This window comes from Rhodococcus sp. H-CA8f, from assembly GCF_002501585.1.
In the GTDB taxonomy this organism is placed as follows: Bacteria; Actinomycetota; Actinomycetes; order Mycobacteriales; family Mycobacteriaceae; genus Rhodococcus_F; species Rhodococcus_F erythropolis.
Genome location: NZ_CP023720.1, coordinates 237354 through 264297, shown reverse-complemented (window position 1 = coordinate 264297; position 26944 = coordinate 237354). Strand labels below are relative to the sequence as shown.

25 protein-coding genes are annotated in these 26944 nt (G+C 61.4%); 14 read left to right on the top strand and 11 right to left on the bottom strand.

All coding sequences use genetic code 11. From position 1 onward, the window contains the following. Positions 1 to 72: 72 nt before the first annotated feature. Complete coding sequence (locus tag CPI83_RS01210; RefSeq protein WP_021333254.1) at positions 73 to 699, bottom strand: class I SAM-dependent methyltransferase; 627 nt, start codon at positions 697 to 699, stop codon at positions 73 to 75. 108 nt (positions 700 to 807) lie between these two features. Between CPI83_RS01210 and CPI83_RS01205 the strand changes: the two genes are divergently transcribed. Then, on the top strand, positions 808 to 1053 hold the full coding sequence (locus CPI83_RS01205; RefSeq protein WP_021333253.1) for a DUF3253 domain-containing protein: 246 nt from the start codon (positions 808 to 810) through the stop codon (positions 1051 to 1053). A gap of 42 nt (positions 1054 to 1095) precedes the next feature. Here CPI83_RS01205 and CPI83_RS01200 read toward each other — a convergent pair whose 3' ends face one another. The 5 genes from CPI83_RS01200 to CPI83_RS01180 form a co-directional block, all read right to left on the bottom strand. Next, positions 1096 to 2007 carry an NmrA family NAD(P)-binding protein gene (locus CPI83_RS01200; protein ID WP_021333252.1) on the bottom strand — a complete coding sequence of 304 codons (912 nt, stop codon included), beginning with the start codon at positions 2005 to 2007 and terminating at the stop codon, positions 1096 to 1098. Between the two features lie 10 nt (positions 2008 to 2017). Further along, the gene (locus CPI83_RS01195) at positions 2018 to 2518 is read right to left on the bottom strand and encodes a hypothetical protein (protein WP_021333251.1); all 501 of its coding nucleotides are present in this window, start codon (positions 2516 to 2518) and stop codon (positions 2018 to 2020) included. 121 nt (positions 2519 to 2639) lie between these two features. After that, positions 2640 to 3158 carry a MarR family transcriptional regulator gene (locus tag CPI83_RS01190; RefSeq protein ID WP_003943230.1) on the bottom strand — a complete coding sequence of 173 codons (519 nt, stop codon included), beginning with the start codon at positions 3156 to 3158 and terminating at the stop codon, positions 2640 to 2642. Between the two features lie 54 nt (positions 3159 to 3212). Then, on the bottom strand, positions 3213 to 4673 hold the full coding sequence (locus CPI83_RS01185) for an amidase (RefSeq protein WP_097386655.1): 1461 nt from the start codon (positions 4671 to 4673) through the stop codon (positions 3213 to 3215). A 39-nt stretch (positions 4674 to 4712) separates the two neighbouring features. Next, positions 4713 to 5939, bottom strand: coding sequence for an MFS transporter (locus CPI83_RS01180; RefSeq protein ID WP_021333249.1), 1227 nt, complete (start codon positions 5937 to 5939; stop codon positions 4713 to 4715). A gap of 119 nt (positions 5940 to 6058) precedes the next feature. Here CPI83_RS01180 and CPI83_RS01175 point away from each other — a divergent pair, with 119 nt between their 5' ends. Both CPI83_RS01175 and CPI83_RS01170 read left to right on the top strand, forming a co-directional pair. Further along, complete coding sequence (locus tag CPI83_RS01175; protein WP_031331422.1) at positions 6059 to 6958, top strand: LysR family transcriptional regulator; 900 nt, start codon at positions 6059 to 6061, stop codon at positions 6956 to 6958. A gap of 68 nt (positions 6959 to 7026) precedes the next feature. Next, complete coding sequence (locus CPI83_RS01170; protein ID WP_031331420.1) at positions 7027 to 7515, top strand: hypothetical protein; 489 nt, start codon at positions 7027 to 7029, stop codon at positions 7513 to 7515. Positions 7516 to 7578: 63 nt separating this feature from the next. Here CPI83_RS01170 and CPI83_RS01165 read toward each other — a convergent pair whose 3' ends face one another. The 3 genes from CPI83_RS01165 to CPI83_RS01155 all read right to left on the bottom strand — a co-directional run bounded on the left by CPI83_RS01165 (position 7579) and on the right by CPI83_RS01155 (position 10440). After that, the gene (locus tag CPI83_RS01165; protein ID WP_007735589.1) at positions 7579 to 8439 is read right to left on the bottom strand and encodes an alpha/beta hydrolase; all 861 of its coding nucleotides are present in this window, start codon (positions 8437 to 8439) and stop codon (positions 7579 to 7581) included. 187 nt (positions 8440 to 8626) lie between these two features. Beyond that, the gene (locus CPI83_RS01160) at positions 8627 to 9553 is read right to left on the bottom strand and encodes a LysR family transcriptional regulator (protein WP_021333246.1); all 927 of its coding nucleotides are present in this window, start codon (positions 9551 to 9553) and stop codon (positions 8627 to 8629) included. Next, positions 9550 to 10440, bottom strand: a complete 891-nt coding sequence (locus CPI83_RS01155; RefSeq protein ID WP_097386654.1) for a LysR family transcriptional regulator — start codon at positions 10438 to 10440, stop codon at positions 9550 to 9552. Before CPI83_RS01155 ends, CPI83_RS01160 begins: the two co-directional genes overlap by 4 nt. Positions 10441 to 10673: 233 nt before the next feature. On the opposite strand from CPI83_RS01155, the gene CPI83_RS01150 reads away from it, so the two are divergent. The 8 genes from CPI83_RS01150 (at position 10674) to CPI83_RS01110 (ending at position 20505) form a co-directional block, all read left to right on the top strand. After that, positions 10674 to 11546: an ABC transporter permease gene (locus tag CPI83_RS01150; protein WP_021333244.1), complete on the top strand. Its 873-nt coding sequence runs from the start codon at positions 10674 to 10676 to the stop codon at positions 11544 to 11546. An 11-nt stretch (positions 11547 to 11557) separates the two neighbouring features. Then, positions 11558 to 12331 (top strand): ABC transporter ATP-binding protein, encoded by a 774-nt coding sequence (locus CPI83_RS01145; RefSeq protein WP_020971337.1) that lies wholly within the window; start codon positions 11558 to 11560, stop codon positions 12329 to 12331. 89 nt (positions 12332 to 12420) lie between these two features. After that, positions 12421 to 13377: an ABC transporter substrate-binding protein gene (locus tag CPI83_RS01140; protein ID WP_031331416.1), complete on the top strand. Its 957-nt coding sequence runs from the start codon at positions 12421 to 12423 to the stop codon at positions 13375 to 13377. A gap of 52 nt (positions 13378 to 13429) precedes the next feature. After that, positions 13430 to 14527 carry a hypothetical protein gene (locus CPI83_RS01135; protein ID WP_021333241.1) on the top strand — a complete coding sequence of 366 codons (1098 nt, stop codon included), beginning with the start codon at positions 13430 to 13432 and terminating at the stop codon, positions 14525 to 14527. Continuing rightward, positions 14524 to 15660, top strand: coding sequence for a CoA transferase (locus CPI83_RS01130; protein WP_021333240.1), 1137 nt, complete (start codon positions 14524 to 14526; stop codon positions 15658 to 15660). Before CPI83_RS01135 ends, CPI83_RS01130 begins: the two co-directional genes overlap by 4 nt. A gap of 80 nt (positions 15661 to 15740) precedes the next feature. Further along, positions 15741 to 16724, top strand: coding sequence for a nitronate monooxygenase family protein (locus CPI83_RS01125; RefSeq protein WP_021333239.1), 984 nt, complete (start codon positions 15741 to 15743; stop codon positions 16722 to 16724). A gap of 835 nt (positions 16725 to 17559) precedes the next feature. Further along, positions 17560 to 18333, top strand: a complete 774-nt coding sequence (locus CPI83_RS01115; RefSeq protein ID WP_021333236.1) for a hypothetical protein — start codon at positions 17560 to 17562, stop codon at positions 18331 to 18333. A gap of 1002 nt (positions 18334 to 19335) precedes the next feature. Beyond that, entirely contained in the window at positions 19336 to 20505 is a 1170-nt protein-coding gene (locus CPI83_RS01110) for an iron-containing alcohol dehydrogenase (protein ID WP_097386653.1), read from the top strand. 79 nt (positions 20506 to 20584) lie between these two features. On the opposite strand, the gene CPI83_RS01105 is transcribed toward CPI83_RS01110, so the two are convergent. Together CPI83_RS01105 and CPI83_RS01100 are read right to left on the bottom strand one after the other, a co-directional pair. After that, entirely contained in the window at positions 20585 to 21265 is a 681-nt protein-coding gene (locus CPI83_RS01105) for a TetR/AcrR family transcriptional regulator (RefSeq protein WP_069145298.1), read from the bottom strand. Further along, a complete protein-coding gene (locus CPI83_RS01100) occupies positions 21252 to 22859 on the bottom strand; it encodes a class I adenylate-forming enzyme family protein (protein ID WP_031331410.1) in 1608 nt (535 codons plus the stop codon). Before CPI83_RS01100 ends, CPI83_RS01105 begins: the two co-directional genes overlap by 14 nt. Before the next feature lie 192 nt (positions 22860 to 23051). Here CPI83_RS01100 and CPI83_RS01095 point away from each other — a divergent pair, with 192 nt between their 5' ends. Genes CPI83_RS01095 through CPI83_RS01085 form a run of 3 tightly spaced genes read left to right on the top strand, consistent with a single transcriptional unit; the run spans position 23052 to position 26888 of the window. Beyond that, positions 23052 to 25001, top strand: coding sequence for an NAD(P)/FAD-dependent oxidoreductase (locus CPI83_RS01095; protein ID WP_021333232.1), 1950 nt, complete (start codon positions 23052 to 23054; stop codon positions 24999 to 25001). 2 nt (positions 25002 to 25003) lie between these two features. Next, positions 25004 to 26194, top strand: coding sequence for a CaiB/BaiF CoA-transferase family protein (locus tag CPI83_RS01090; protein WP_031331408.1), 1191 nt, complete (start codon positions 25004 to 25006; stop codon positions 26192 to 26194). Between the two features lie 40 nt (positions 26195 to 26234). After that, a complete protein-coding gene (locus CPI83_RS01085; protein ID WP_021333230.1) occupies positions 26235 to 26888 on the top strand; it encodes a TetR/AcrR family transcriptional regulator in 654 nt (217 codons plus the stop codon). The last annotated feature ends 56 nt before the right edge of the window (positions 26889 to 26944 follow it).

Below are 26944 nucleotides of genomic sequence, written 5' to 3'. Positions count from 1 at the left end.
TCCAGCACACCACTCACACGAAATGAATGAAAGAGAATTGCTCGCCCTGTCTCGATCCGCTGTCTCGATCCGCTATTCGACGCCGCGCCGGCTGGCAGTGATTGCGCCGTGCGGCCTGTAACCGCTCCCCGTCCGGGTATGGGTCTCGATCACGTCGAAACCCGCTGTGACCAGCACCTCGGCAAGTTCGGTCACCGGCCATCGATAACCAGTCGTCGCGGCATGATCAAAAGGCTCTACCGTTGTGCCTTCGAAGAAGCCCACCAGCAACCCACCACCTGGGCGGATCACGCGCGCGAATTCAGCGAGCGGTGCCTCGATATCTTGCGGGTGATGGTGAATGAGCGAGTACCAGGACAGCACGCCGCCCAGTGAATTCGTTTTCGCGTCCAATGCCTCGAAGCCCCCGACCTCGAAGGAAAGATCCGGGTATCGGGTGCGGGCTCGTTCGACGAACTCGGGCACGAGATCGATCCCGCTCACAGCCAGCCCGCTCTGGGCCAGGAAGTCTGTCCACTGCCCCGGCCCGCACCCGGCGTCGAGCACGGGGCCGGTCAAAGTGGCGGCCCAGCTGGTCACCAGGTCCCGATCAGATACGTGCGTCGAATCCATCGAGCCGAAGAGGTCCGTGTACTCCTGGGATCTGGCCGAATACGACTTTCGGACTACGTCGCGGCGCGTTGCACTCGAATTCTCCACGCCGTCAATAATTATCGATGTGCACCATTCCTTCGCCACAACTCGCCGAACCGAAGGTTCATACTCTGTCGAAGGCCTACGGTCACGTCCGGAAACTGAGGTCATACGGTGGAAGAGAAAGAACTGGCGGCGAAGATCCGCGAACTACTCAGTGCCCGATCGGCCGAGTCGAGCATCTGCCCCTCCGACGTGGCCCGCGCAGCGGCACCCGACAATTGGCGTCCGCTGATGGACCCCGTCCGAGAGGCTGCCCGCCGCATGGTGGCCGACGGCGAAGTACAGATCACCCAGGGCGGCGAAATCGTCGACCCGGAATCCGTACGAGGTCCGATCAGGATTCGGTGGGCTCGTTGATCAACCGCGTGACTTCTGGCGGCACTGCTCTCGCAGCGTGAATCAGCGGAAACGGTCCAGATGCTCACGCAAGAACGCATCCAGGCTTCGTGGCTCACGCCCCAGGACACGTGCCACCGTGTCGGTGGGTGACTCCGGGCGCGAGACGGCGAGTTGCTGGATCTCCAGAATGTGCTCGGCCAGCCACGGAGGCATGTGGGCATGATCGACGAGGTTTTGCCGAAGTTCGTGCGGTGGCAGGTCGATATATTGGACGGGGCGATCGAGCATGCGGGTCAGAGAATCGGCTATGCCGCCGTAGCCGACTGCCTCGCTGCCCGTCAGGACGTAGGTGCCGCCGGCGAGGTCGGCGCGTGTGAGCACGGCCGCGGCGACGTCGCCGATATCTCGGCAGTCGATCCAGTTGCACGGCGCGTCCCGCATCGCGCCCAGAATTACCCCTTGCGCAGCCACCGCCGGAGCGAGGAGCAGCAGATTCTGCATGAACGCATAGGGGCGGAGCAGAGTGTGGCGGATCCCGGATGCGCGCAGGTGTTCGCCGACGGCATGGTGGCCGCGGGAGAGAGCGATGGGGGAGTCGGCCGCGGCGGCGGGATCGGAGATCTTGACGATGTGTTCGACGCCGCTCTCGGCGGCGATGTCGATCACACGCGTTTCGAGCTCGACCTGTTCGAGTCCGTTGGCCATGGCAAGGAAAAGTTGTTCAGCCCCTTCGAAAGCCGTGCATAGCGAAGTTGAGTCTGCGGCATCGGCCCGCACTACTTCGACCAAACCGTCGGCCAAATCGCCGAGGTGGGCGCGCAGCCTGTCCGGGTCGCGGGACAGCGCTCGGCTCGGCACACCCGAGGATGCGAGACTGCGTAGCAACGCGCCGCCTGTGGTTCCGGACGCTCCCATGATGACGATCATCGTGTTCCTTTCGGTCTTCCCCGCGAAGCCGGGGATCTTTGACATGTGTTGTCTGTCAGGGATTCTGACGGCGCCATCGCCAGCTGACGATGACGGCAGCGACAGCGGCAGATATCGGTAGATCGAGTTGCAGGCGAGCAAGCCAAGCAGTGTCGACCACGCTCGTGTGAGCTGGTAGCCAACGGGAGGCGAACCACCCGACGAGGCCTGCAATTGCAGCGGCTCCGACGGCAAGAATTGCCGTCACCATGACGCGAGGCAGAGCCGTGGTCCACGGCCGTGACCTCCCGCGACGCTGCAGCCAGGAGCCGATCAGCAACGCCACCACTGCCGACGTGCCCGCAATGGACGTAAATGCCGCCATCGTGAGGCCCGATTGGCCGGATGCGACTCCGCCCGCACCCGCCATCAGCGCAGGGGCAAGGTAGGCGACCAGCACCTCTCTCCACAGGGTGAAAGGTCGCGCGCCGCGACGATCGGCAACCGGGACGCGTCGATTGGAATCGGTTATCTCCCTTTTGTTTTCGCGACGGATCGGCGGGGTGAGTCCGGACATGAAGGAGACCAACTTTCCGATTTTAATTAGGTGGCTAACTATTTGGGCATGGAGAGAGAAGCCTTTGTCGAGAATTGACGACGATTCGAATCGCTACACGAATGCCTGGAATCCCAGCCGACTACTCCGCAGTCAGCGCACCGATACCGCGAACGACCCGCGAGAGCAGATCCAGAAAAACCGCACGCTCGTCGACAGTGAGCTCGTCGACCATTTCCTCGAGACGAGCAAAGTGTTCGGGCGCCATGTCACGTAAACGCTGAGCGCCGCGAGCAGTCAGGACGACCACCGCACCACGCCCGTCCTCCGCAGACGGACGCCGAGCGACCAAACCCTCCTGCTCGAGGCCATCGACCAGCCCGGTCACCGTGGCTCGCGAGACGCCGAGATCAGCGGCCAGTCGCGAGGGAGATTTCTCCCCGTCGTGGTCTTCCAGATCCGCAAGCAATCGGTAACGGCCGGTCGACAGTCCATACCTCGCGAAGTGAACCTCGGTTGCTCGACCGAGCCGCGCGCCCGCCGAGATCAGCCGCACCGCAACCAGCACCGCCTGCGGATCGGACCCGAGGCCGTAATGCTCCAACTGCCGCCGCGCCTGATCCAACGTGGGTGAGTCGTGATCGGTTCCGTCCACTGCCATGCAACTAATATGGCACCTAACTACATTCTGGTCAACCCTTCACCAGAGCGAGTCTCAAACGCCGAGCGATTCCCGCGGGGTCGCGAAGCAGTCTGGATGCTCATTCGGATACGGCAGGACCTTCTCGAGGGCGAGCCCTATCACAAAGGCCGTGTGGTCGTCGTACGGCCGCGTGACTATCTGTGTACCGGTGGGGATTCCGTTCCGAGCGAAACCGGTGGGGATCGTCAGCACCGGGCAGCTGCTCAGGATGTTGAAGGTGATGGCCGGGACAGCCTCGAGGTAGAACTCCAATTCTGTTCCAGCCACATTGATTCCGTGCCCGACGTAGTCGTCGCCGGCAAGAAAGCCCTCCGTCACCACTGCCGGAGTGATCAACGCGTCATAGGTGTCGAACAGGGATCCGATCGACGAATACAGTTCGGCTTCGATCGCGAGTCCGTCGAGGAAAGTCGCGTCACCACGGGTGCGGCGTGCCCATCGCGCGAATTCCTTCGCGTACTCCGTGACCTTGTCGGGGTGCGCGGACGCTTCGGCGGAGATCGATGCACCGAACACGTGATCGTAGTGAATGGCGGCCGCACGCATGATTGCAGCGCGTGACAGGTCGACTTCGATGATCTCCGCGCGTGCGCCCAGCGCAGTAAGGGTGTCCACCAACTTGGCGGTGTTGGCGGCAACGTCCGGATCAACCGGCCAGTCACCCAACGCGGGGATCACGGCGATACGCATTCCTGTCAACGAATGCGTTGCGAGGCCGGACAGCGGCGATGCCGGTACATGCGAGGCAATGTCAGTGGAGGTCGGTCCCGCGATGACCGACTGCAGTGTGAGGCAATCACTTACGGTGCGAGCCATCGGACCGCAGTGGCAGTAGCGATCGAGATTGAAGGGCGGATCGACGGGGACACGGCCGTGCGGTGGCTTGAACCCGACAATTCCGTTGAGTGACGACGGAGTTCGGATCGATCCTGCAACATCGGAACCGGTAGCCAAGTGCGTCATACCGGTGGCAAGTGCGACTGCCGATCCACCGGAAGACCCGCCGGAGGAGTATTTCGTGTTCCACGGATTGCGAGTGACGCCCCACAACTCGGACTGTGTGAACGCGGCCGAGGAGAATTCCGGCGCCGTCGATCGCGCGTGGACAATGGCACCGGCGTCGACGATCCGCTGCACGAAAGTCGAAGTGTGGGTGGCGATCAAGTCCTCACAGACCTTGGACCCTTGAGTCCACGGTTGACCTTGCACCGGTTCATCCTCTTTCACCACAACGGGAACACCCGCGAGCGGGAGGCTGTCATCCGAGCCGCGTAAATAGTGGCATTCCGCTGACTTCGCTTGCGCCCGTGCCGCATCGAAGAAAGTGTGTCCCACTGCATTCAAGGTCGGGTTGAGCGCCTCGATACGTTCGATGGTGGACTCGAGCACTTCCACCGGAGACAGCGATTTGTCCCGGTAGCGTTCGAGCATCTCGGTCACATCCATGAATGTCGAAACGGGTGTCTGGTGCATATCTGTGGTCCTGCCTCTATGAAGGTTTTGTGTAGGCGGCTAGGTTGTCAGTTCGTGCTTTGCCACGACGGGATTGCGGAATGTGGCGAGCAGCATGGCGAGAGTGGCGATTCCCGCGGCTATCCAGAAGACCGTTTCGGAACCGGAGTGGTCATGAATGCGTCCACCCGCGAACGCGCCCAGGGCGATGCTTGCATTGAAGACTGCAACCCACAGAGCCGCAGCGGCCTCTCGGTGAACGGGAGCTGCTTGTGCGATCCATGTTTGAGTACTCACCGATACACCACCGTAGAAGAGGCCCCAAGCCGCCATGAGCAGAGCAGCTGTGATCAAGGTGGTAGCCGAGATCGGGAACAGGGCAAGGGTGATCGCTACTCCCGCGCTGAGGATGACGACCACAGTCTTCGGAGACTTGGTGGCAGATGGCCCGGCTATGAAGTTGCCTACAACGCCCAGAGCCCCGTAGATCAAGAGCATCGTGCCGATCTGAGCAGGGTGCAATCCTGCGAAGAACTCCAGCCCCGGACGCACATAGGTGTACGCCGCGAAATGAGCGGTGACGATAAGCGCGGTAATCGCGATTCCGACCCGGACTCCCGGGTTCCGAAAAGCCACCACGAGACTGCCGAGCGACAAAGCTTGATCAGCTGGCATCACGGGTAGGACAGCGAACATGGCGAGCGCGATCAGCGTCGCGGCGCAGCTGAGAGTCCAGAATGCCACGCTCCACCCGGCCGCTGCTCCGATATACGTTCCCGCAGGGACACCGAGAACTGAGGCAACCGCGATTCCGCTGAAGATGATCGTGGTCGCCAACCCGACGGATCTGGAACCCACCAATTTGGGTGCCAGGCTGGCGGCGAGTGCCCAGACTCCGCCCATGCTCACACCGAGTAGGACGCGAGCACCAGCGAGGACAGCGAAGCTTGGTGCGAGAGCCGTGAGGGCGTTCGCCGCTGCGACTACAAACATCAGGACGATAAGCGTCGACCGACGATCGAAGCGCCGGGTCACGATGGGCACGAACGGGGCAGTGGCCGCTGCCACCAACCCGGTAATGGCCAGTGAGAGCCCGATGGTCCCTTCGCTTTCCACCAGGTCAGCACCGATCGGGGTGAGTAGCCCGACCGGCATCATCTCTGCCGCGACAACGATGAAGGTGGACGCTGCGATCAGGGCGACCGCAGCCCAGTGGTTCTCGATGGTGTGTGCGTGGGTTGAGGACGTGGGCGCGGGGCTGTTCTGCCCGGGCGCGGAATGTGGCATGTAACCAGAGAAGCTCCCGCACGCCCAAGGATCAACGGCGAATCGCTCATCCAACCATTAGCTCAATTCATCGATGAGCCATGATGGAGTGGTCGAATGAGTCGAAGGTCGGAGTGAAAATGTCGGAGCCTCCGATGCGTGAGATCGAGTGTTTCCTCGTTCTCGCTGAAGAACTGCACTTCGGTCGCACCGGCGAACGACTGTTCATCTCCCAGGGCCGAGTCAGTCAGCTGATCAGCGGGTTGGAGCGTCGTATCGGCACCAGCCTGGTGGCGCGCACCAGTCGCCGCGTACACCTGACTGAATTCGGTGCCGAGTTTCTTGCGTCGTTGGCTCCCGCGCATCGTGCGCTTGTCGGAGTAATCGAGGACGCTCAGTCAAGAGCACGCAACATGCCGACGCCGCTTCGGGTGGGTTTCCAAGGAGCAATTTACGATTCGATCGCGGCTGCTGTCTCTCGTTTCGAGATACAACATCCGCAAACTTGCGTGACCATCAAAGAATTACCCCTGGGTGATCCGTTCAGTGATGTACTCGCCGGGCGAATCGATGCGGCAGTGGCACTTCTCCCCGTAGATGAGCCCGAGCTGACAACCGGGCTCGTCTTTTCTCGACAGCCCCAGACGCTGGCCGTCTCAGTCCATCACCCGTTCAGTGAACTGGACGTGATCGACGCCGAGCAGTTGGCGCAGATCTGTCTCGTACCCATCACCGGCCCCGCCCCCGACTATTGGCAGCGTGTGAATTCCCCGAGCACGACGCCGGGCGGAGCCACGATTCCCACGCAGGGTGGGGCGAGCACCGTTCAGGAAGGCCTGTCGCAGGTCGCATTCAGTCAGGTCGGCCTCATCCTGTGCGCGGCAACCGCTACATACAGCCAGCGCTCGGACATCACATTCGTACCGATCAACGGATTACCCGAATCTGCTTTGGGCCTCGTGTGGCGTACCGATCTCGAAAGCCCACGACTCCGCGCTTTCGCGAAAGCGATCGAGGAAGCACACACCGGTTCCGCCTGACGGTGATCAGTCAAGTCGCGGAAGGACTCCGGGACGTGGGGATGCATCGTGTGTGGGATGATCGCGCCATGTCTGCGATCACCGACTACTTCACCGCGCGCACGGATGAGCACGCCACCTCCGCCCTCGAGGGACTCGTCGACTTGGAACCAGCGGTGATCGAGGCGAACGATGCCTCTCGCCCGCGGATTCAGTTGGCTGCGGATGGGACTCCAGTTCTGCAGGCGAAAGGCGTCGATCCAGTTGTCGCGCTCGGCCGACTGGAAGCAGCCCTCACCGCTCGCCCCTACAACGAGGTCGCCAAGGGTCCACGCTGCGGGAAACTCGTCGCAATGAGCGACGACGGCGACACCCTCGTGCTCACGGTTACCGACGAATTACGCGATGCCCTAGCGGAATTGAACGCTGAAGGTGTCGCCGCCACTGCGGCGGCCTGGTCGATCGACGAGACGAGTAAACCGTCGGAGGACTCAGTGCCGTTCCTGACCGCCTTCGCCGAACTAGCGACCAGAGCTGTGGCTCAGGGCGAACGGATGTACGGCTACGTCGTCATCTGAGCTTTGCGACTCCGCCGACCTGATTGGAAGGCTGTTCGTCTTCGGCAACTCCAGATCTGACCGTCACCCCGGGATCTGCATGGCCAGATCGTTGCGGTCGAAGTCGGAGAACTGCTGGGTGTCAGTGCAGTATCCACAGCTCGCTCCGAAGAACTCGGTGCGGGCGTTCGGATCGTCGAGTAGCCAGTACCGCAGCCACGCCGTGCTCGGCCCGCGCATATCGCCGCCGTTGATCGCCGTACCGAAGTGCGTGGCACCGCGCAGTTCCAGATACTCGGCAGGCACGTGGTCTGCGTCCTCGTACATCGCCCGCACGATCGCCGGCCAAACGATCGCGTCGGCCTGGCCGGCCAGATAGAGAACCGGCTCGTCGATGAGGTCGACATCATTGAGCGGGCCAGGCTGGATCGCGACGGCAGTGTCGACGCGGTCGTCGATCGCCGCATTGATCGCCGCAGACCCGCCCTGCGAGTGCCCCACCGCACCAATGTGTTCCAGGTCGACTTTGCCGAAGAAGACGCTCGACGGGCTGGCCGCCTTGTCCGCGATGAGGTCGATTCCCGACCGCATGGTGATGGCGAAGTTGCTTGCCGGTGTATTGGCGGCGACCACGATGAATCCGTGGCTGGCGTAGTGGCGCAACAAGGAGGTGTACGCACCTGGGAGCACACCGGTCCCGTTCCCCCAGATCACAACAGGGTGCTTCTCGCCGCGCGCGCCGAGCTGGCGCGGGTAGTACAGAGTGTGCACCAGCCCGATCGAGACGTTCGGCGTGTACGGCCCTGCACTCGCCCAATCGTGCCCGACGCTCGGGATGCCGGGCGCATCGGCAGCCGCTGTTCCGGTTGCGCCCGTGAGTCCTAGCGTCGCGCACAACGCAACCGCCGCTGCAGCATTCACGAAATGTTTCAGAGACTTTCGCATGAAAGTCAACCTTTCGAAGTTGATCCGGAGTGACGTGTATTACATATTCACGGGAAGGCAACCCGTCGGCTTTGTCCCAGGAAACGGACTATCCCAGAAGTGTTGTGTCTGTAGACAAAAATCATCGTTCTCGGTGGACGCCCGGCCGACGCGAATACCCAGAGCGCAAAGTCGAGATCGCCTCGGCCTACGGCTTCCGCGCGGATTGCTCGGCACACAGCCGTAGGAAATGTTCGACGACCTGCGTGTTCTGGCCGTCCTTTGCCACGGCTGCGATCTTCCGTGGCGGCAGTTCGAGTATCTCACCCACAGTGCAGCCCCGTTCGGATGCTCGCTCAGCACTGGAGAGTTCGAGGATGACAGCACCGATCCCTTCGTATGCGAAATCCGCGAAGGCATCGCGATGCTGTGACCTCATCACGAAGGCGTGGTCGATTCGCGGTTCGATCGACCGCAGATGGCGATAGACATCGGAAGTTTCAAACCGCGGTGCGACGACCAAGCCGATGCGCATGAGGTCCTCGCCGATGAATACCCCGTCCACCGGTGGCGGGGTGCCGGGCGGGCAGACAAGGCGCAACTTGTGGTCCGGAAGGCGCACCATTCGAGTCCCGGGAACGCCGGTGGGCGGCGACTCCATTATTGCCACGTCAGCGGTGCCGGCCATGACCGGGTGAATCGCATCGGCCACAGATGACCCCGGCGGAACCGAGATGGTGATTCTCAGGTTCGGCACCTCCGTGCGCAGCGCTCCGAGCAGCACCGCTGTGGGATCGTCCGCAAGGCTCGCTGTCGTGGCAACACTGAGGTGGGGGACTGCTGACAGTAAGAACTCGCGCTCGACCACTAATCGGTCGAGCGCGGCCAGCGCTTCGCGTGCTGGATCGATGAGATTCCGTCCGCGCGCAGTCAGCGTCGCGCCGGCCCGGCCCCGATTGAAAAGCCGTCCTCCGACGCGTCTTTCGAGTCGCGCAATTGATTGAGAGACGCTCGATGTTCCTGTGAACTGGTTTGCCGCTGCTGCCGTGATACTGCCGTGTTCGACGACCGCGAGGAAGTCTTGTAGCTGCCGCGGATCGATTCGCGGGGGCGCGGACTCTCCGAAGTTGCTCATCCGGCGTTCCCCATTCCACCTTCGTCACGTAATCGGCTGGTCGTCTCGATAAACGCTTGTGCCGCAGGCGATGGCGTCGAACCGTGGAACATCCAGATATCACGAGTGAGCGGGGGCCGAGTACGACACAGCACCACACCTTCTCCGACTGTATCGGCGACAGATTCGGGAAGGAAGGCGACGCCGACTCCCGCGCGTACAAGTGGGATCATCGAGGCCACAGAGATAGTCTCCGCAACCACCGCCCCGTCCACAGTGCCTTCGCCCAGGCGTTCCGCCAACAGTCGCCGAGTGACATCGTCACGCGGGCTGGTGATCAATCCGATTCGCAACAGATCCGTCAACGCCGCTACCCCCTCGCCTTCAATTCGTGCGGCGGGCACCAGCGCAACGATTTGTTGCCGGCCGAGAAGGATACGTTCAACACCCTCGTCGAACACCTCGTCCACCCCAAGGCCGATATCAGCCTGACCCGAGGCGACCACCGTTCCGATTCCGTCGGTGTCGTTGCTGAGCATCGTCACCGCAACATTGGGAAACTTGCTTTTGAACGCACCGAGGGCCGTGGCCGCCGGATCACGCGCCAATGTTCGCGGACATACGACCGTCAGCCGACCCCGCTGCACGACGTTCAATGGATGCAAAGCGTGATCCAAATCCCGGTATGCCCGAAGTACTTGGGCCGCCGGACCTGTCAGATCGCGTCCAGCGTCGGTCAGGGTGACTCCCCGCGAGCCACGGCGGACGAGCGTCAGGCCGCACTCTTTCTCCATTCTGGCGAGAGCCTCCGAGATTGTCGGCTGGCTGACCCCCAGTCCGCGAGCAGCAGCGGAAATGCTGCCCCGATCAGCAAGGGCGAGAAAGTATTCCAGATGACGCCGGTCCATTGGGATTCCCTTCTCATGGAAGTCCGCGTGCGCGCCCGATTCTGCGCCCGTCAGCCATAGGTAAACCCTATGGCATACCTCTCGAATGTGGCGTAGACGGGAAGAAGAATCCCGTGATCTGCTTCACATATGAACGCAGTGAGCAACAACCCGGGGAGCTTCGACCAGACGCACCCGTCTGCTTTTGTCGAGCACCTATCGCCGCCTGTGAGCACTACGGAGAAGGCGCCGAAATGACCGAAACCATCACCGCAAGTTCGCCATCCGGTGCTACGTCACCCCGTTCCGCGAGTCGGGCACGCTCTGAGCCGAAGCCCGCTCGACAGCGTCGATCCGGCACGCGACGCACCATCGGGGTACGACTGGCCCAGGCCGCACTGCTTTTGGTCCTACTCGGAGCGTGGCAGCTCGTCGCATCGCAAGGTTGGATCGAACCAGTTCTGGCCAAAACGCCAGGAGAAGCCTGGAACTACTTCACCGCAGCAGTGCAGTCGGGGGAGATTTCGACGAACTTGCGTGCCACGATGGCTGCCGTCGTGATCGCTTGGATCCTCGCTAGCGCGGTCGGGGTGGCGGTAGGGCTCTCTCTCGGACTACTTCCGACCCTCGAACGCATCATGAGTCCGTTTCTGGATGCGGCGAATGCCATGCCACGTCTTGCGCTGGCACCTCTGCTTATCGTCATCTTCGGGATCACGATGACGGCAAAGGTCGCTCTCGCGTTCACACTCGTCTTCTTCATCGTCTGCTCGAGTGCACGAGCCGGTGTGAAGTCAGTGGACGACGAATGGCTCCGACTTTCCACTGTCCTGAATGCCAGTAAGACACAGGTGTTCTGGCACATTCTCCTCCCCGTCGCGACACCTGGCATTTTTGCCGGTCTTCGGTTGGGGCTGATCTATTCACTGCTTGGCGTCGTGGGTTCTGAACTGATCTCGTCACGGGACGGGCTGGGCCAGCTTGTGTCGATCTACTCGGCCCAGTTCCGGATGGAAGCGGTCTACGCGATCCTCATACTTCTCGCAATCGTCGCAGTCGTCCTCAACCAGGCCATGAACTTCGCCGAGCGCTACCTCCTTCGGTGGCAGCCCCCGGCTCGACGATGACAGGAATCATCATGGATACCAACGTGATTACACCCGCAGTCCAACTCGACGGACTGACGATATCCTTCCCCTCGCCCGACGGGTCGGCGAAAACTGTGGTCGATAATCTCGACCTCACAATCCCTCGCGGACAGTTCGTGAGCCTGGTCGGCAGGAGTGGTTGCGGCAAGACCACCCTGCTCAACGCGCTCGCTGGATTGGTGGACGCAACAGAAGGGAAGACCGAGGTCCTCGGCACAACGCCATTCGACGCTCGTTCTCGGATGGGCTTCATGATGGCCCGAGATGCGCTGTTCCCGTGGCGAACAGCGCAGAAGAATGTGGAGTACGGTCTCGAATTGAGGGGAGTACCCAAGGCGGAGAGACGAACTCAATCCGCGCGCTGGCTTGCGGCCGTTCAAATGTCCGAGGCGTCACGGCTGTGGACTTGGCAACTCTCCCAAGGGATGCGCCAGCGTGTCGCGTTGGCCCGAACGTGGGCTCTGGATCCGGACATCTTGTTGATGGACGAACCGTTTGCCGCCCTCGATGCGCAGACCCGAGTCGAAGTACAGCGAGAATTCCTCGAGCTTTGGCAATCCCAGGTAGGCCGGACGGTCATCTTCGTAACCCACGACCTCGGCGAAGCCATCTGTCTCTCCGACCGCGTTCTGCTGCTCGGGGCCGGCCGGGTGATCGACGACGTCTCCATTGACATCGAACGCCCCCGCGAACTCGAAACCCTCACCGCCGAACCTCGATACATCGAAATCTTCAACCGGCTGCGTGGTCAGCTCGACCACTGATGTGCCCAGCCAACTCAGCTTGATTACTGATGTGCCAGCCAACTCAGCTTGATTTCTGATGCGCCCAGCCATCAAGGAACAGGAATCCCATGAAACTTCGACCTTTTGTCGGCACAGTCATTGCAGCGTCCCTACTGCTTTCCGCGTGTGGAGGGGGAGGGCGTCCGAACGACGGTAGCGTCGCCATCGGGGTCTACCCTGCGAGTGCTTTGTCCCTACCTGTCTACGTCGCCGTCCAACAAGGAATGTTCGACAAGGAAGGCCTCCACGTCGAGCTCATCGACGGAAAGAACGGGCCCGAACTCATCAGCGGTCTCATCGGCGGCACAACCGATCTCGCGGTCGGTGCACCCGGAACCGTCGTGCCGGCCATAGAGCAAGGGCAGAGTCTGCGGCCACTGTCCCCGTACGGGTCGATCGATCTTGCCATCGCCGTGACGAAAGACAGCGGCATCACCACCATCGAGGATTTGCCCGGCAAGCGGATCGCCATACCGTCACGTGGCGGCGCGGCCGAGCAATTCGTCAATCAGCTTCTCGCAGAACGAAACATCGACGCATCCACGGTGCAATTCATCGCAGCGGCACCCACCGCGAGTCAGATACCACTCGCGCGAAAGGGCGACATCGATGCCGCCGTTCTCACCGCTGCCAGCCAAGCCGTATTCGATGCTCAAGGAATACCGATGACGGCGATTACAGAAGTAGACCCGGTGGGCTCTGAGGGCGTGAGTTCATACGGCCTGGGCACGGTGCTCGTCACGACAGCCACATTCGCTGAATCCGATGCTGCTGCCCCCGTTTGTGCGGCGCTCGAGGCCGCAGCAGGGTGGATAGCCGATCCCGCGAACGAGCAAGCAGGAGCTCAACTTCTCACCGAGCGAATGAATGTTCCTGCTGACAAAGCCAACCAGGTGTGGGCTTCGCAGAAGACCCTCTGGCCGGTCGAGATTTCAGCCGACCGATGGACCCAGAACGTCGCATGGGTGAACAACCAGACCTCGGGCAAGTCCGACGCAGACGTCCCTTTCGACCCCCTCTGCTGACCAACGCCCCCCATACACAATCCAGTTCGTCTACTACGAAAGAGAAGAAACGATGACACAACTCGCTGACCAGTCAACACAATCCGAGTCCCAGCACGATCGCCGGCAGCTCACCGAGGCTTGGTCTGCAGTCACCGACAGTCTTGCGACATTCGGTTCGACAGCTGCCGCCACAGGATCGCCGCTGGACAGCGCCGAAGGCGTACGGCACGCACTTCGCCTGTTCGGATACCTCGCCGAGATGAATATCGAACGCCAAGACGTGCTCCGACCTGAACTCTTCACTCTGATGTCACCGATGCGAAAGTTCTGGGGAGACGGCATCGACGTCGACTACTGGACTGCGATGATCGACCCCAACGAGACATACCGTATTCACGGTAACCGTGGCACAGTGCCGTACGTCGCCGTCCTCGCCAATCGCGTCGGTGCGTCTGGGACCGACCGGGTCGCCGACAACATCGTCATCGACGACAAGGTGTGTGACGCGGACGGCAACTTCGAGATCTTCGTCGCACAAGAGCTGGAGGGGCGCAGCGGCATTCGGCTGGATGAGCGCTGCTTCGACGTTGTAGTGCGTGTGTATCACAAGACGCGTAACGCGGAGATCGATCCCGTTCTCCACATCGAGCGCCTCGGTCCGCCGCCTGGTGCACGCCCCGAACTCGACACGGCGTGGCTGGCCCAGCGCCTCACGAAACTTGCTCGTGGCATGGACGTGAGCCTTCGACGCAGTCTTCAGCTCATCGAAACACTCAGTCAGTCTCCCAACGAGATTCGCGTGACCTCGGAGCAACGAGGGTGGGGAGACTTCTACGGCACCAGCTCCAACCAATACATTGCCGGCTGGTGGTCACTGAAAGACGCTACTGCCGTAGACATTACGTTCACCATCCCCGACTGCACCTACTTCGGAGTGATGCTGTACAACCACTGGTTCGAGTCCTTCGAGTACCGCGACCACACCGTCAACCTCAACGACGCACACTTCGAGCGCAATGACGATGGAACCGTGACAATCCGCATCGGGGGAGCAGAAGGTGACAGAAATCGATTGAACCCCTGCAACCACACCGAAGGCATCCTGTTGGCGCGCTGCCTGGAACCTGCTGAGGATGTCACTTCGCCTCATGTGGAGATCATTCGATGACCCACGAAGTAGACCTGCCGTTGGCAGGTGTCCGAGTAGTGGAGATCGGTCAACTGATCGCAATACCCAGCGCCGGGCAGCAGTTGTCCGATCTCGGCGCCGAGGTCATCAAGCTCGAGCCCCCTGGCGGTGAACCGGCCCGACAAATCGACGCCGATTACGCACGCGGCATCTTCTACGGGTACAACCGTGGAAAGCGTTCAATCTGCCTCGACCTCAAAGACTCCGCCGATCTGCAGCGAGCTCGGGATTTGATCGCGTCGAGCGACATCTTGCTGCACAATCTGCGCCCGGGAACGCTTGATCGACTGGGATTCTCCTCTGCCGAACTCCAACGTCTGCGACCGGAAATCATCAGCGTATCGGTGAGCGGGTACGGGGCGGAGGGCCCGTCCGCCACCCGCGCCGGGCTCGACATCGCTGCGCAAGCAGAGAGCGGACTGATGTCGGTGACGGGTGAGGCGGAGGGCCCGCCACAGCGTGTGGGCGCACCGGTCATAGATCATGCAACGAGCTACGTCGTCGCCCAAGCGGTACTGGCAGCGCTACTGCGGCGCGATCGCACCGGCAAGGGCTCCTCTGTCCGAGTTTCCCTGCTCGACGTCGCAATCCACTTGCAGACCGCCAACTGGATCGAGTGGCAAGTATCAGGAAAGTCTATGAGCCGCAAAGGGAACGGACAACCAAGCGTCGCACCTGCCGCAGACGTCTTTCGTGCCGTCGATGGCGAGCTGGTGATCAGCGGCTACCAACCACGAGCCTGGATCGAACTGTGCAAGGCGATCGACTTACCAGAGTTGGCCGACGACCCGCGGTTCTCTACCAACACACTGCGCGTGGAAAACCGTGCAGTCCTCGTCGCCACGATCGAGAAGCAGCTGTGCCACCGCAGCGCCGCTGAGGCGGTAGAGCATCTCACCGCAGCCGGAGTGGTTGCAGCGCTTGTGCGTGACTACGACCAGGTAATCTGCGCCGACGATGTGATTGCGAACCGTACCTTCATCCCCGGCACCAACGAACGTGGCGAGCAATATTTGACGCCTGCCATGCCCTATCGCGCCGAACCTCCGATGGCACGAACTGATCCCTCGCAGGTCCCGGCCTTGAACGAGTGGGCGTCGTCGATGGGCTGAATGCGTCACTCTGGCCGAAAACCACTTGGCAACAACGTAACTGACAAACCGATATCCATGCATCATCGAGGAGATGTCCAGTGCTGACAACCGCATTTACCGAGACGTTCGGAGTTCGTCACCCCATCGTCCAGGGCGGCATGCAGTGGGTGGGGAGAGCAGAACTCGTAGCGGCAGTTGCAAACGCCGGCGCGCTCGGCATGCTCACTGCTCTGACACAGCCGACACCTGACGATCTTGCCCGAGAAATATCCCGAACGCGCGAGCTCACCGATCAACCTTTCGGGGTCAACCTCACCATCCTCCCGACGATCACACCTCCGCCCTACGATGAGTATCGCAACGTGATCATCGACTGCGGAGTCAAAGTCGTCGAGACAGCCGGATCATCTCCCGCACCCCATCTGCCGCACTTTCACGCCGCCGGCATCAAGGTTCTCCACAAGTGCACCAGCGTCCGCCACGCGGTCAAAGCCCAAGCCCTCGGCGTCGACGGCATCAGCATCGACGGGTTCGAATGTGCCGGGCATCCAGGGGAAGACGACGTACCGGGTCTCGTCCTCATCGCTGCAGCAGCAGAGCGGATCAGCATTCCCATGATCGCGTCCGGTGGATTTGCCGATGGGCGAGGATTAGTGGCGGCCCTCGCGCTCGGCGCCGACGGCATCAACATGGGCACTCGGTTCATGTGTACCGAGGAGTCCCCGATTCACCACAACATCAAGCAGGCGATAGTCGCTGCCTCGGAGGTCGACACGGAACTGATTTTCAGGTCACTGCGCAATACCGCTCGCGTAGCACGCAACAGCATCAGCCTAGAAGTTATCGAAATTCTCTCCAGTGGCGGCAATTTCGAAGACGTTCGACATCTTGTTGCCGGTGCGCGGGGCAGAGCGGTGTTCGACAGCGGCGACCCGGAGGCTGGCATCTGGACGGCGGGGACTGTGCAAGGACTGATTCACGACGTCCCCACTGTGGGTGAATTGGTGGAACGAATTGTCACAGAGGCCGAAGCACTGATTGCCGGACGGCTTACCGGCCTCCTGGATCCTGTCAGCGCCTGACTACGTCCGAACCCACTGGGCGCTACCGTCGGCCAGTTCTTCGCGAATGCCCCTGCCGTTGCGCTCGTCGACCCGCGTGCCGCCGATACCTCGTCCTCGATGCGTCGTGCGGTGACGGTGAGCTCTTCCAGATCGCCTCGCGGCTTGCCATCGCCGCTCGATCGTTTCGGATGCATCCCGACGATCATTGACGCCAGGACGAGGAAAGGAGGTGTACTCCGAATTGCTTGGGGTCATCAGAGTGACGACCGCAAGGATTTCGATCGGCACCGAACACGATCTACTCGACGTTGTGGCCATGGGGCTACCAAAACATCACCGTCGGCCCGCAGCAGCTCCCCCATTACGTCCACCGACATTTCTTGGCTTCGACTTACAGCAAGGACGAGAGCCCGGCGTGCCCGTCCCGACTGTGCGATCGTCGAAGTCGTCTGGCAACCCTTTCAAGGCACCTACTCCCTATGGCGCCCCGATCCCCGCAACAATCTTGCGCTTGACCGAACACTGAAGTCTCACGCGCCCGATAGCGTTCGCGATAGAATCCGATATTTCGCTCGCATCGTCCGGGGCACACAGAAGGGGAATCAAGAGCATGCATGCGGTACCGACCCGGAGGGCGAAATTCGTTGCAGCGGGATTGATCATCGCTGTGGCTACTGCTGGTGCTATCGGTGTATCGAAGATCTTCGCTGCACGCCCATCCTCTGCGAATATCGAAGAGACCATCACGAAAGCGGAACGTGGACGGCACAATCCAGCGTGTGAACCCATCCCGTCGAGGCCCGATGTAGCTACGTTGCGTCGCTCTTCTGACGCGTCGGTTCGTTTGACGAACGTGGTACAGACTGCTGCGCAGCTCTTGCGAGTCAACGGAGCGGCTTGGGGGCCCCAAGTCGCTGTCGGTACTGAGCTATCCATTGATGAAGCTTTCGAGAACGCCGGTTCGATTCCCGGAGATGCGATAGTCGCAGAAGCGGAGTGGCTTCGTCAGGCGCAACGAGATGGACTCTACGACGACGCAGATCGTTCGCTCGATTCGCTTGTCCGGCACATCGAGTCGACAACCATCACGGACGTCGACCTCGCCAGCCATCTGGGGCCGAATTGGCCCGCAGTAATCGATGTCGTCGGGACTGTCGCCGCGATCGGGTTCGAGGAGTACGTGAGCAAGGTGCGCGCGTCACCCCCGATGAGAGCAGCTGACGCGCTCGACCTTCGATCCGCGTTGCGGGAGAACACGGTAGCCCTCGGCCTGGAGGCGGAGTGGGACGGCGCTCAGGAGTTGGTCGCTCTCTACTTTCAAGGATGCACTTCGGCCGCGCTGAGCCGGCGAGAAGCGAACCTTTCGGTCGAGGATTACATCCATGATTGGGACCTGGCGGAGGCTCTGGCACGCGACGCCGTAGCTGCTGCTTTCGCAGCAGATATCACGAGCAACGAGAACCGTGGACGAGTCGAGATCTTGGCACGAGGTCTTCAGATCATCCAGGTGCCAGACGAATTGGGTCCGAACGACCGGTTGACCCGATCCGTGGATCCGAACGAGAACTTGCATCCGGACGAGGTCGCGCTTCTCGAACTGGAAGATCCATTGATCGAGGGCGAGTGACACAACCAGAGCCTCCGGCGAGTGTGGCGCGGCAAGCAGAAGGGCGGTTGCCGATGTGGCACCGCGCTCTTAGAACCGAAGTGACGCAACATCATCGTGCTCTGCTCTTCGGTGCCCCCTTGCTCACGCAGACAACGCAGCACCTCCTTTCGATACGGACGTAATCGAACCCCGAAAATCATGTCCTCTAGCTGACGGTCCATCCAGTCGAAGAAACAGTTCGCGTCGTGCGGCGGCAGCGGATTTACCGTGAGTATGCCCAGTCTCGAAGCCCCAGCAGAAGCCGAGGGTCTCGACTAACTTTGCCGGACCGACTGCAATGGTCAGCTTCGGCGGAGTGAATCTCGGAAGAAGAAACCTTCGTCCCCGATATGCCAAGTCCCTTTGCAGCCGGATCGACCCGCGGCACGCCTCGCGATAATTGTTCACCTCAGTGCCGCTGTTCCGACCAAGGAAAGTTCGAGGCGCTTCTCCACGGCGAAGTCGATGCATGTCGCGCCGTCGACACCATGCACCTGAGTGTTGGGAAGGGTGCCGCACTGGATTCGGCGTCCGTCACCAGAGTGTCAGTGATGGCTACATCATCCCAGTACTCAACCCTCGCGCCATCACGCAACTGGTTCCAGAAACAGACAACCAGCGGTTAGGTAGTTCGATAATTTGCGGATCGAATCCACCGTAACCGATCCTTGTCTGGCACTGGAGATGCAACAGCGCTCTTCATCTAAGCCGTGGGGATTGATAGATAGGTGCAGATCAAGCCTGCAATGTCTCCCATGAACTCACCTCGCCCCATGGTTTCGCCAGCCAAGCACACAATCGATTGTGGCGTGCGCCACAAATCTCCTATAGGGTAACCACTGTTAGCCTGCGACGGGGTGCGAGACATTTCCCAGCGCCGGATCCACGCTCTATCCCACTCCTGAACAGACCGAGGGAGAGCTGAGCGCTCTTGACGACGTCGTGGTGGATTGAGGATCAAGAAAGAAAGATGGTATTGCCGTGCAGTCATCACTTGTCTCTCTGCCGTCCATGGAGAGAGTCCGCATTGGCGCTCCGGTCGCGGAGGCCGCAGCCCAGGAAGCAGAATTGCTCGGGGCGACCCGCGTCTTCGTCGTATGTAGCGGGACGCTCAACTCGCAGACCGACGAGATCGCTCGGGTGATCGAGGCACTGGGTGATCGATTCGTGGGACTGTTCGATGCGGTTCGACCCCATGTACCGCGCGAAGACGTCATTGCTGCCACCCGAGTTGCTGCCGACGCCGATCCGGACATGCTGTTGTGCGTGGGCGGCGGATCGGCGACGGACCTGGCGAAGATCCTTGCAATCACTCTGGAGCACGGAGTTCGCGAGGCATCGCAAATGGACGCCTACCACCTGCAGGTCAATCCCGACACATCGGTGACCGCCCCCACCTTCTCCGCCCCGAAGATCCCGGTAGTGGTGGCGCCCACGACCCTGGCGGGAGGTGAGTTCAACGCGTTGGCCGGGTCGACGGATGAGAAGAGCAACGTCAAAGAGGGTTACTTGCATCCGGCGATGACCCCGAAGGCTGTCATCCTCGATCCTGCACTCACGCTGCACACGCCGGAGTGGCTGTGGCTGTCGACCGGGGTTCGCGCACTGGACCACGCCTTCGAGACCCTGGGCTCGCTCGAATCGAACGGGTACTACGACGGGATGGCGATGAACGCCATACGACTGCTCTCCGAAGGACTCGTCCGAGTGAAGGAGAACACCGACGACGTGGATGCGCGGCTGATGTGCCAGGTCGGTGCATGGTCGTCAATGGTCGCGATCGTCGCAGGCCTCGACATGGGCGTCAGCCATGCCGTCGGGCATGCACTCGGCGGCTCGTTCAACGTCCCGCACGGGTACACCTCGTGTGTCATGGCGCCTTTCGCACTCGAGTACAACTGCGAGGTCAACGAGCATCGCCAGGCGCTGATCAGTGCGTCCTTGGGTGCGCCGCAAACGCCCGCTCACGAGTTGGCGGACTCGCTCATCCGGCGGCTCGGCATGCCGAGATCGCTGGGAGAAGTCGGGCTGACCGAAAACGACCTCCCCAGTCTGGCTACGTACACGTTCAAGGACATCTGGTGCGGGACCAACCCGAACCCCATTGCGAATCCGGACGCTTTGGTTCCTTTGTTGCGGCGGGCACTCTGATCGAGCCCGAAAACAAGTGATCCCCCTCCACGTCGGGTGGAGGGGGATCACCTGTTTTCGAGCTGAACGGCCGTCACCGTCAGCTGGGCGTACCGCCGTTACCACTCTGCGTTCCGGGACGGTGACGGAGAATTCCGACGACGATGTAATCCACGTAGGTTGCCACCAGCGCCTCGATATCGTGGTCGTCTCGAAGCCACCAGCTCACACCATTCATGAGGTCGAGCACCGCAACAGCCGCACGTTGTGGGTCGGCGATTTCGAACTCTCCGGCGCGGACACCGGCAGCAATCACATCGCGCACACGCCTCTGGTAGTACTTGCGGTACTCGAGCACCCTCATACGGTGTTCGTCGGTAAGCGCCGAGATCTCTCGTAGGCTGACCAGATGCTCGACCCTGTTCATCGCTAGATGCCGCAGATGAACATCGATCAGCGAGGTGAGACGCTCGGCCGGTGTTCCAGGTTCGTCGAGGACGAGTAAATGCTCGTCGACCGGGTCCCGGGTCATCTTGAGCGCGATCGCGTAGAGGATCTCCTCTTTCGAGGTGAAGTGGTTGTAGAGGCTCGCGCCCTTGATTCCCACCGAATCTGCGATGCCACGCATACCGGCCGAGTGGTAGCCCTGATCAGCGAAGTATTCGGCCGCCGCGGCCAGTATGTCGTCACGTCTGCTTGGAAGACCTTCAAGCCGTGGTCGACCGGATCCGGGTGTCGCGCTGCTGGCAGGATCGATGTTCAGCGTTTCAGTCCTTTGCATACAGGCGGCGTAGTTCTCTCTTGAGCAGCTTCCCCTGAGGGTCCGTGGGCAGCTCGTCCACAATCGTGATCGCCTTTGGAACCTTATAGCCTGCGAGCACGGCCTTGCAGTGGTCTCGCAACTCCTGGCCGGTGAGATCGCTGCCGTCTACGACGATGACGAAGCCGGTGACCGCCTCGGACCAGTAGGCGTCCGGAAGTCCCACGACGGCGGCGCGCGACACCTCGGGGTGGGCTTGTAGTACTCGCTCGACCTCCTGCGAGGACACGTTGTAGCCGCCCGTCTTGATCATGTCCTTGCTGCGATCGAGGAAGAACATGTTGCCCTCCGAATCGCGACGTACGATGTCGCCGGTGTGGACCCAACCACCGTCGAGGACAGCGGCGGTCTTCTCGGGATCCTTGTAGTAACCCAGCATCACCGACGGCGTGCGACAGAGGAGTTCACCTCGCTCTGCTTCATTTCCGTCGGCATCGACCACCTTGACCTCGAGATGGCCTACAGGCTTGCCGATCCAGGTCGGATCCTGATCGGGAATGTCCTCGAGTCGCTTGAACCAGCCGACGGAGCCCAACTGCGTCAACTCGGACTGACCCCAGTAGGTGCCCCACACCGATGCGGGCGCCGCGTGGTGCCATGCGTCCACCGTTCGCGGCGAGACCTGACCTCCGTAGGTCAGGCAGCGCTGGATGGTCCCGACAGTCTCAGGACCGAAGTCAGGATGATCTGCGAGCGAGATGAAGAAGGTCGGGGTTTGAGCCAGGACGGTGATCTGCTCCGTTTTGATCATGTGCAAAGCGTCGGCAGGCGCGAGGCTGGCCGGGAGCACGAGCGTCGCTCCCAATAGCAGGAGCGAGGTCAGGGAGCCGATTCCGGCAATAGTGTGGAATGGCATGACGTAGAGCCAGACGTCATCGTCCAGGCATCGCAGTCCCCATGTGTACGCGGGTGCGGTGGAGACCAGGTAGTTGCGATGCGGCAGCATGACGCCCTTCGGAGCCGCCTCGGTTCCACTGGTGTACACGATCATTGCGAGATCGTGCTCGTCCACATCACAATCCGGCTCTGTCGGCGACGAGGACTCGAGGAGTTGATCGAAGCAGTGGCCGCCGAACTCGTCCGTGCTGTCGAGAACAACGATTTCGGGGCGGGTACCGAGTCCCGCCAGCGCTTCTTCCAGTACCGGCAGGAATTCCGCGGCCACGACCACAACCGCGGGCTCGAGGTGCCCGATCTGTTGAGCCACTTCGTTCGGTCCGAAAAGGACATTGATGCCGGAGTACACCGCCCCTATTTTGAGAGCACCGTAGTAGGCGACTATCGACTCCACACGATTGCGGGCCATCACGGCGACCCGGTCACCGCGGGAAACACCGAGTCCGAGGAACATGTGGGATGCCCGGTTGGCATCCTGATTGAGCGCACCGTAGGTGGTCACGGTGCGTCGACCACCTGGGGCATACGACACGATCGCCGGCTTCGAGTATCGACTCTGCGAGTGGCGGCGTAGCTGGTCGCCCAACGTCGCTCGCCCTAGCGGTGACGACTGGGTCGCTGTGAGGGATCGGACAAGCGGACCTGAACTCCGTCGCATATCAGTGGCATCCGATTCGACACTTGTCGACAGATCCATGGTTCCTCAACTTCCTGAATGCTTACCGCGGTTAGTATGATGTGGCTCATACTGTCATCGGCATCACCCCGGGTCAAGCGAAGTTTTCAAGCAACAATTGGAATATTAAAATCGCACTTGGCTGTGTTGCTAACGACTGTTAGCCTGCATGGCATGACTATCGTCACTGACCTGGACCGTGACCACCTGCGTTCGGCGGTGTTACGGGGCAATGTTCCGACCATGCTCGCCGTGTTGCTGGAGCTGACCGCCGACGAGCGGTGGGTGGCACCCCGCTATCAACCCACGCGCAGTCGGGGCATGGATGACAATTCCACGGGAGGACTTCCGGACGAGGTTCAGTCCGAAATCCGAAGCGCGTTGATCGACGCAGTGGAACGCTGGTGGACGCTGGACGAGCCGTCCCGGCGGACGCTGGACAGCTCGGAAGTAGAGCGAATCCTCAACTTCACCTGCAGCGAGACCGTACCGCCGGACTTCGCGCCGATGATGGCGGAGATAGTCAATGGTCCGCAGATCAAGCCTGCCACCGCCAAGTGCGACGAGCGACTCCACGCCATCGTGATCGGAGCCGGCATCGCGGGGATGCTGGCCTCCGTCGAGCTCACCCGCGCTGGGATCCCTCACGTGATCCTGGAGAAGAACGAGGACGTCGGCGGATCATGGTGGGAGAACCGCTATCCGGGCGCCGGAGTTGATACACCGAGCCACCTTTACTCGATCTCGTCGTTCCCTCGTAACTGGTCGACCCACTTCGGCAAGCGCGACGAGGTTCAGGGATATCTCGAGGACTTTGCGGAGGCCAACGACATCCGGCGCAATGTCCGCTTCCGTCATGAGGTGACGCGCGCCGAGTTCGAGGAGTCGAAACAGAGTTGGCGTGTGTCCGTCCAGCGACCGGGCGAGTCGCCGGAGACCCTCGAGGCTCCCATCCTGATCAGCGCGGTCGGTCTGCTCAATCGTCCGAAGATCCCACATCTACCGGGAATCGAGACCTTCCGTGGTCGCCTCTTCCACTCCGCCGAGTGGCCGAGCGAGCTCGACGATCCCGAGTCGCTCCGCGGAAAGCGAGTGGGCATCGTCGGTACCGGAGCCAGTGCTATGCAGATCGGCCCGGCCATCGCGGATCGTGTCGGATCGCTGACGATCTTCCAGCGCTCACCACAGTGGATCGCACCGAACGACGACTACTTCACGACCATCGACGACGGCGTCCATTGGCTGATGGACAACATCCCCGGCTATCGCGAGTGGTACCGGGCGCGTCTGTCGTGGATCTTCAACGACAAGGTGTACTCGTCCCTCCAGGTCGACCCCGACTGGCCAGAGCCGAGCGCCTCGATCAATGCGACCAACCATGGTCATCGCAAGTTCTACGAACGCTATCTCCGCGATCAGCTGGGTGATCGAACAGATCTGATCGAGGCATCTCTTCCGGACTATCCACCCTTTGGTAAGCGAATGCTGCTGGACAATGGCTGGTTCACGATGCTTCGTAAGCCCGACGTCACACTGGTGCCCCACGGAGTCGACGCCCTGACACCTTCTGGACTCGTCGACACGAACGGCGTCGAGCACCAGCTGGACGTCATTGTCATGGCGACGGGTTTCCACAGTGTGCGCGTTCTTTACCCGATGGACATCGTCGGTCGATCCGGCCGGTCCACCGGAGAAATCTGGGGCGAGCACGACGCGCGCGCCTACCTGGGGATCACAGTTCCTGACTTCCCCAATTTCTTCGTCATGACCGGACCGAACACCGGCCTGGGACATGGGGGGAGCTTCATCACGATCCTGGAATGTCAGGTCCGCTACATCATGGATGCCTTGAAGTTGATGCAATCGGAAAACCTCGGCGCGATGGAGTGCCGGGCCGAGGTCAACAATCGATACAACGAGGCCGTCGACCGACAGCACGCACGGATGGTCTGGACCCATCCGGCAATGGAGAACTGGTACCGAAACCCGGACGGTCGCGTCGTGTCGGTCCTTCCGTGGCGGATCAACGACTACTGGGCCATGACCTACCGAGTCGACCCGGCAGATTTTCGTACCGAGCCGGCACGCTCCGAGTCGGTCCCGACTCCGACCGCGCGAGGGTGATCATGCAGGACGAAGCCACCGGCGGCGTGCACGGCGGGCCGCTGTCGGGTATCCGGGTCATTGAAATGGAGGCCATAGGGCCGCTACTGCACGCCGGTCTGATGTTGGCAGATCTTGGCGCCGATGTCGTGCGCATCGTGCGCCCCATCTCGATGGGAGCAGATGACGGAATCGACGATGCGAATGCGGGGATGCTCCGAGGGCGGACCGAACTCACTGCAGATCTGACCAAGACCGAAGATCTCGCCAAGGTGCGCAGGCTGATCGGCCGAGCGGACGTCCTGATGGAGGGCTCTCGGCCCGGCACGATGGAGAAGCTCGGCCTGGGCTCCGAGATCTGCCTGCAGGACAATCCGCGGCTGATCTACGGCCGAATGAGTGGCTGGGGCCAGAAGGGACCGATGGCCCGAGAAGCCGGGCACGACCTGAACTACCTTGCGCTTTCGGGCGCGCTCGAACAGCTCGGACCGGCTTCCGGGCCGCCGTCACCGCCGCTGAACTACGTCGGGAACTTCGGCGGCGGATCGATGTTCCTGCTCGTAGGAGTACTTGCCGCGCTGCACGAAAGAGAACGCACTGGCCGAGGCCAGGTGGTGGATACAGCGATGGTCGACGGCGCCAGTTCGTTGACTGCGCTCGTCCGATCGTGGCAGCACGCCGGCCGCTGGTCAGCCCGTCGTGGAACCAACCTCCTCGACGGATCTGCCCCGTTCTACCGCGCGTACGAGTGCGCAGACCACAGGTACATGGCGGTAGGGGCCCTCGAAGACGTGTACTACGACCGCTTCGTGTTCGGACTCGGATTGGATCCCGCCTCGTTGCCGAATCGCTGGGACCAATCGAACTGGGACGACTTGTCCGAACGCTTCGGCAGAACCTTCGCCACACACGATCGCGACGCCTGGGTCGAGGTCTTCGACGGCCTGAACGCTTGTGTCACACCCGTGCTCACACTCCACGAGGCAACACTCCACGACCATGCAATACAGCGGACGGCCTTCGTCGATGCAGGAGGCTTTTCGATGCCCTCCGCCGCACCACGGCTGGACTCGTCACAGGGAGCAGCCCCACCACGGAGAAACGACGAACTGGACGCAACCGTGTCGCGATGGGAGATTGCCTCAGAGCACCTCGGGGGCAATTCCACTCGACATCGGTCCACTCGCATGGCTGTTGGTCCACAGACGTGGTGAGCGAGAGAACCGATGGCGCCAGGCGGGCTACGATTTCGGTATGCGCAGGCTGGCTGGATCGTTCGATCGTGACCTCCCCGGGTTGCCGCGTGGCCGCGGCCGACTGGCTGTGGACGAGGTCCAAGACGCGCAACGCGATCGCATTCTGCGTGCGATGATCTCGTCGACGGCGGAGAAGGGGATCGCCTCGACCACGATCGCCGATGTCGTCGGGCGTGCCAGGGTGTCTCGTCAAGCTTTCTACAAGCAGTTCGAGAGCAAAGAAGCGTGCTTGATCGCGGCGATCGACGCCGGCATCGAGGTGATCGTCTCCAACATCACCTCGACACAAAGCTCGACCGCCAATTTATCTCTACACGAACAGCTTTCGGCTGTAATCGAGAAGTATCTCGAGACGTGTTCGTCCGAACCGGAGTTCGTGCGAGCCTGGGTGGTGGACCTACCTGTGGCCGGCCCGGCAGGGGTGGCGAAGCGCAACGAGTACGTGGAACTGCTCGCCGATGCATTGCTCGTCGGCTACTCGTCCAAGTCTTCAGAAGCCCCGGGGCGTGAAGTGTTTCTCGCGGCGATCGGCGGTTGCAACGAGTTGTTCTACCGCCAGGTGGTTGACGGGTCGAATTCGTACATGAATCTTCATGCGCCGATCATGTCCTTCCTTGAACGGGTACTGGATCTCTCGTCCGACCCTTCGTAGTCCGGTGTTGACAAGCCACGGGTAGATCGCCATGCTCTCCCATAAGTACTGCTGCG

What these genes read in the sequence shown, in the direction of transcription:
- CPI83_RS01200 (WP_021333252.1), bottom strand. Translation starts at nt 2,007, where the DNA reads ATGTCAAAGATCCCCGGCTTCGCGGGGAAGACCGAAAGGAACACGATG.
- CPI83_RS01195 (WP_021333251.1), bottom strand. Translation starts at nt 2,518, where the DNA reads ATGTCCGGACTCACCCCGCCGATCCGTCGCGAAAACAAAAGGGAGATA.
- CPI83_RS01190 (WP_003943230.1), bottom strand. Translation starts at nt 3,158, where the DNA reads ATGGCAGTGGACGGAACCGATCACGACTCACCCACGTTGGATCAGGCG.
- CPI83_RS01185 (WP_097386655.1), bottom strand. Translation starts at nt 4,673, where the DNA reads ATGCACCAGACACCCGTTTCGACATTCATGGATGTGACCGAGATGCTC.
- CPI83_RS01180 (WP_021333249.1), bottom strand. Translation starts at nt 5,939, where the DNA reads ATGCCACATTCCGCGCCCGGGCAGAACAGCCCCGCGCCCACGTCCTCA.
- CPI83_RS01175 (WP_031331422.1), top strand. Translation starts at nt 6,059, where the DNA reads ATGTCGGAGCCTCCGATGCGTGAGATCGAGTGTTTCCTCGTTCTCGCT.
- CPI83_RS01170 (WP_031331420.1), top strand. Translation starts at nt 7,027, where the DNA reads ATGTCTGCGATCACCGACTACTTCACCGCGCGCACGGATGAGCACGCC.
- CPI83_RS01165 (WP_007735589.1), bottom strand. Translation starts at nt 8,439, where the DNA reads ATGCGAAAGTCTCTGAAACATTTCGTGAATGCTGCAGCGGCGGTTGCG.
- CPI83_RS01160 (WP_021333246.1), bottom strand. Translation starts at nt 9,553, where the DNA reads ATGAGCAACTTCGGAGAGTCCGCGCCCCCGCGAATCGATCCGCGGCAG.
- CPI83_RS01155 (WP_097386654.1), bottom strand. Translation starts at nt 10,440, where the DNA reads ATGGACCGGCGTCATCTGGAATACTTTCTCGCCCTTGCTGATCGGGGC.
- CPI83_RS01150 (WP_021333244.1), top strand. Translation starts at nt 10,674, where the DNA reads ATGACCGAAACCATCACCGCAAGTTCGCCATCCGGTGCTACGTCACCC.
- CPI83_RS01145 (WP_020971337.1), top strand. Translation starts at nt 11,558, where the DNA reads ATGGATACCAACGTGATTACACCCGCAGTCCAACTCGACGGACTGACG.
- CPI83_RS01140 (WP_031331416.1), top strand. Translation starts at nt 12,421, where the DNA reads ATGAAACTTCGACCTTTTGTCGGCACAGTCATTGCAGCGTCCCTACTG.
- CPI83_RS01135 (WP_021333241.1), top strand. Translation starts at nt 13,430, where the DNA reads ATGACACAACTCGCTGACCAGTCAACACAATCCGAGTCCCAGCACGAT.
- CPI83_RS01130 (WP_021333240.1), top strand. Translation starts at nt 14,524, where the DNA reads ATGACCCACGAAGTAGACCTGCCGTTGGCAGGTGTCCGAGTAGTGGAG.
- CPI83_RS01105 (WP_069145298.1), bottom strand. Translation starts at nt 21,265, where the DNA reads ATGCAAAGGACTGAAACGCTGAACATCGATCCTGCCAGCAGCGCGACA.
- CPI83_RS01100 (WP_031331410.1), bottom strand. Translation starts at nt 22,859, where the DNA reads ATGCGACGGAGTTCAGGTCCGCTTGTCCGATCCCTCACAGCGACCCAG.
- CPI83_RS01095 (WP_021333232.1), top strand. Translation starts at nt 23,052, where the DNA reads ATGACTATCGTCACTGACCTGGACCGTGACCACCTGCGTTCGGCGGTG.
- CPI83_RS01090 (WP_031331408.1), top strand. Translation starts at nt 25,004, where the DNA reads ATGCAGGACGAAGCCACCGGCGGCGTGCACGGCGGGCCGCTGTCGGGT.
- CPI83_RS01085 (WP_021333230.1), top strand. Translation starts at nt 26,235, where the DNA reads ATGCGCAGGCTGGCTGGATCGTTCGATCGTGACCTCCCCGGGTTGCCG.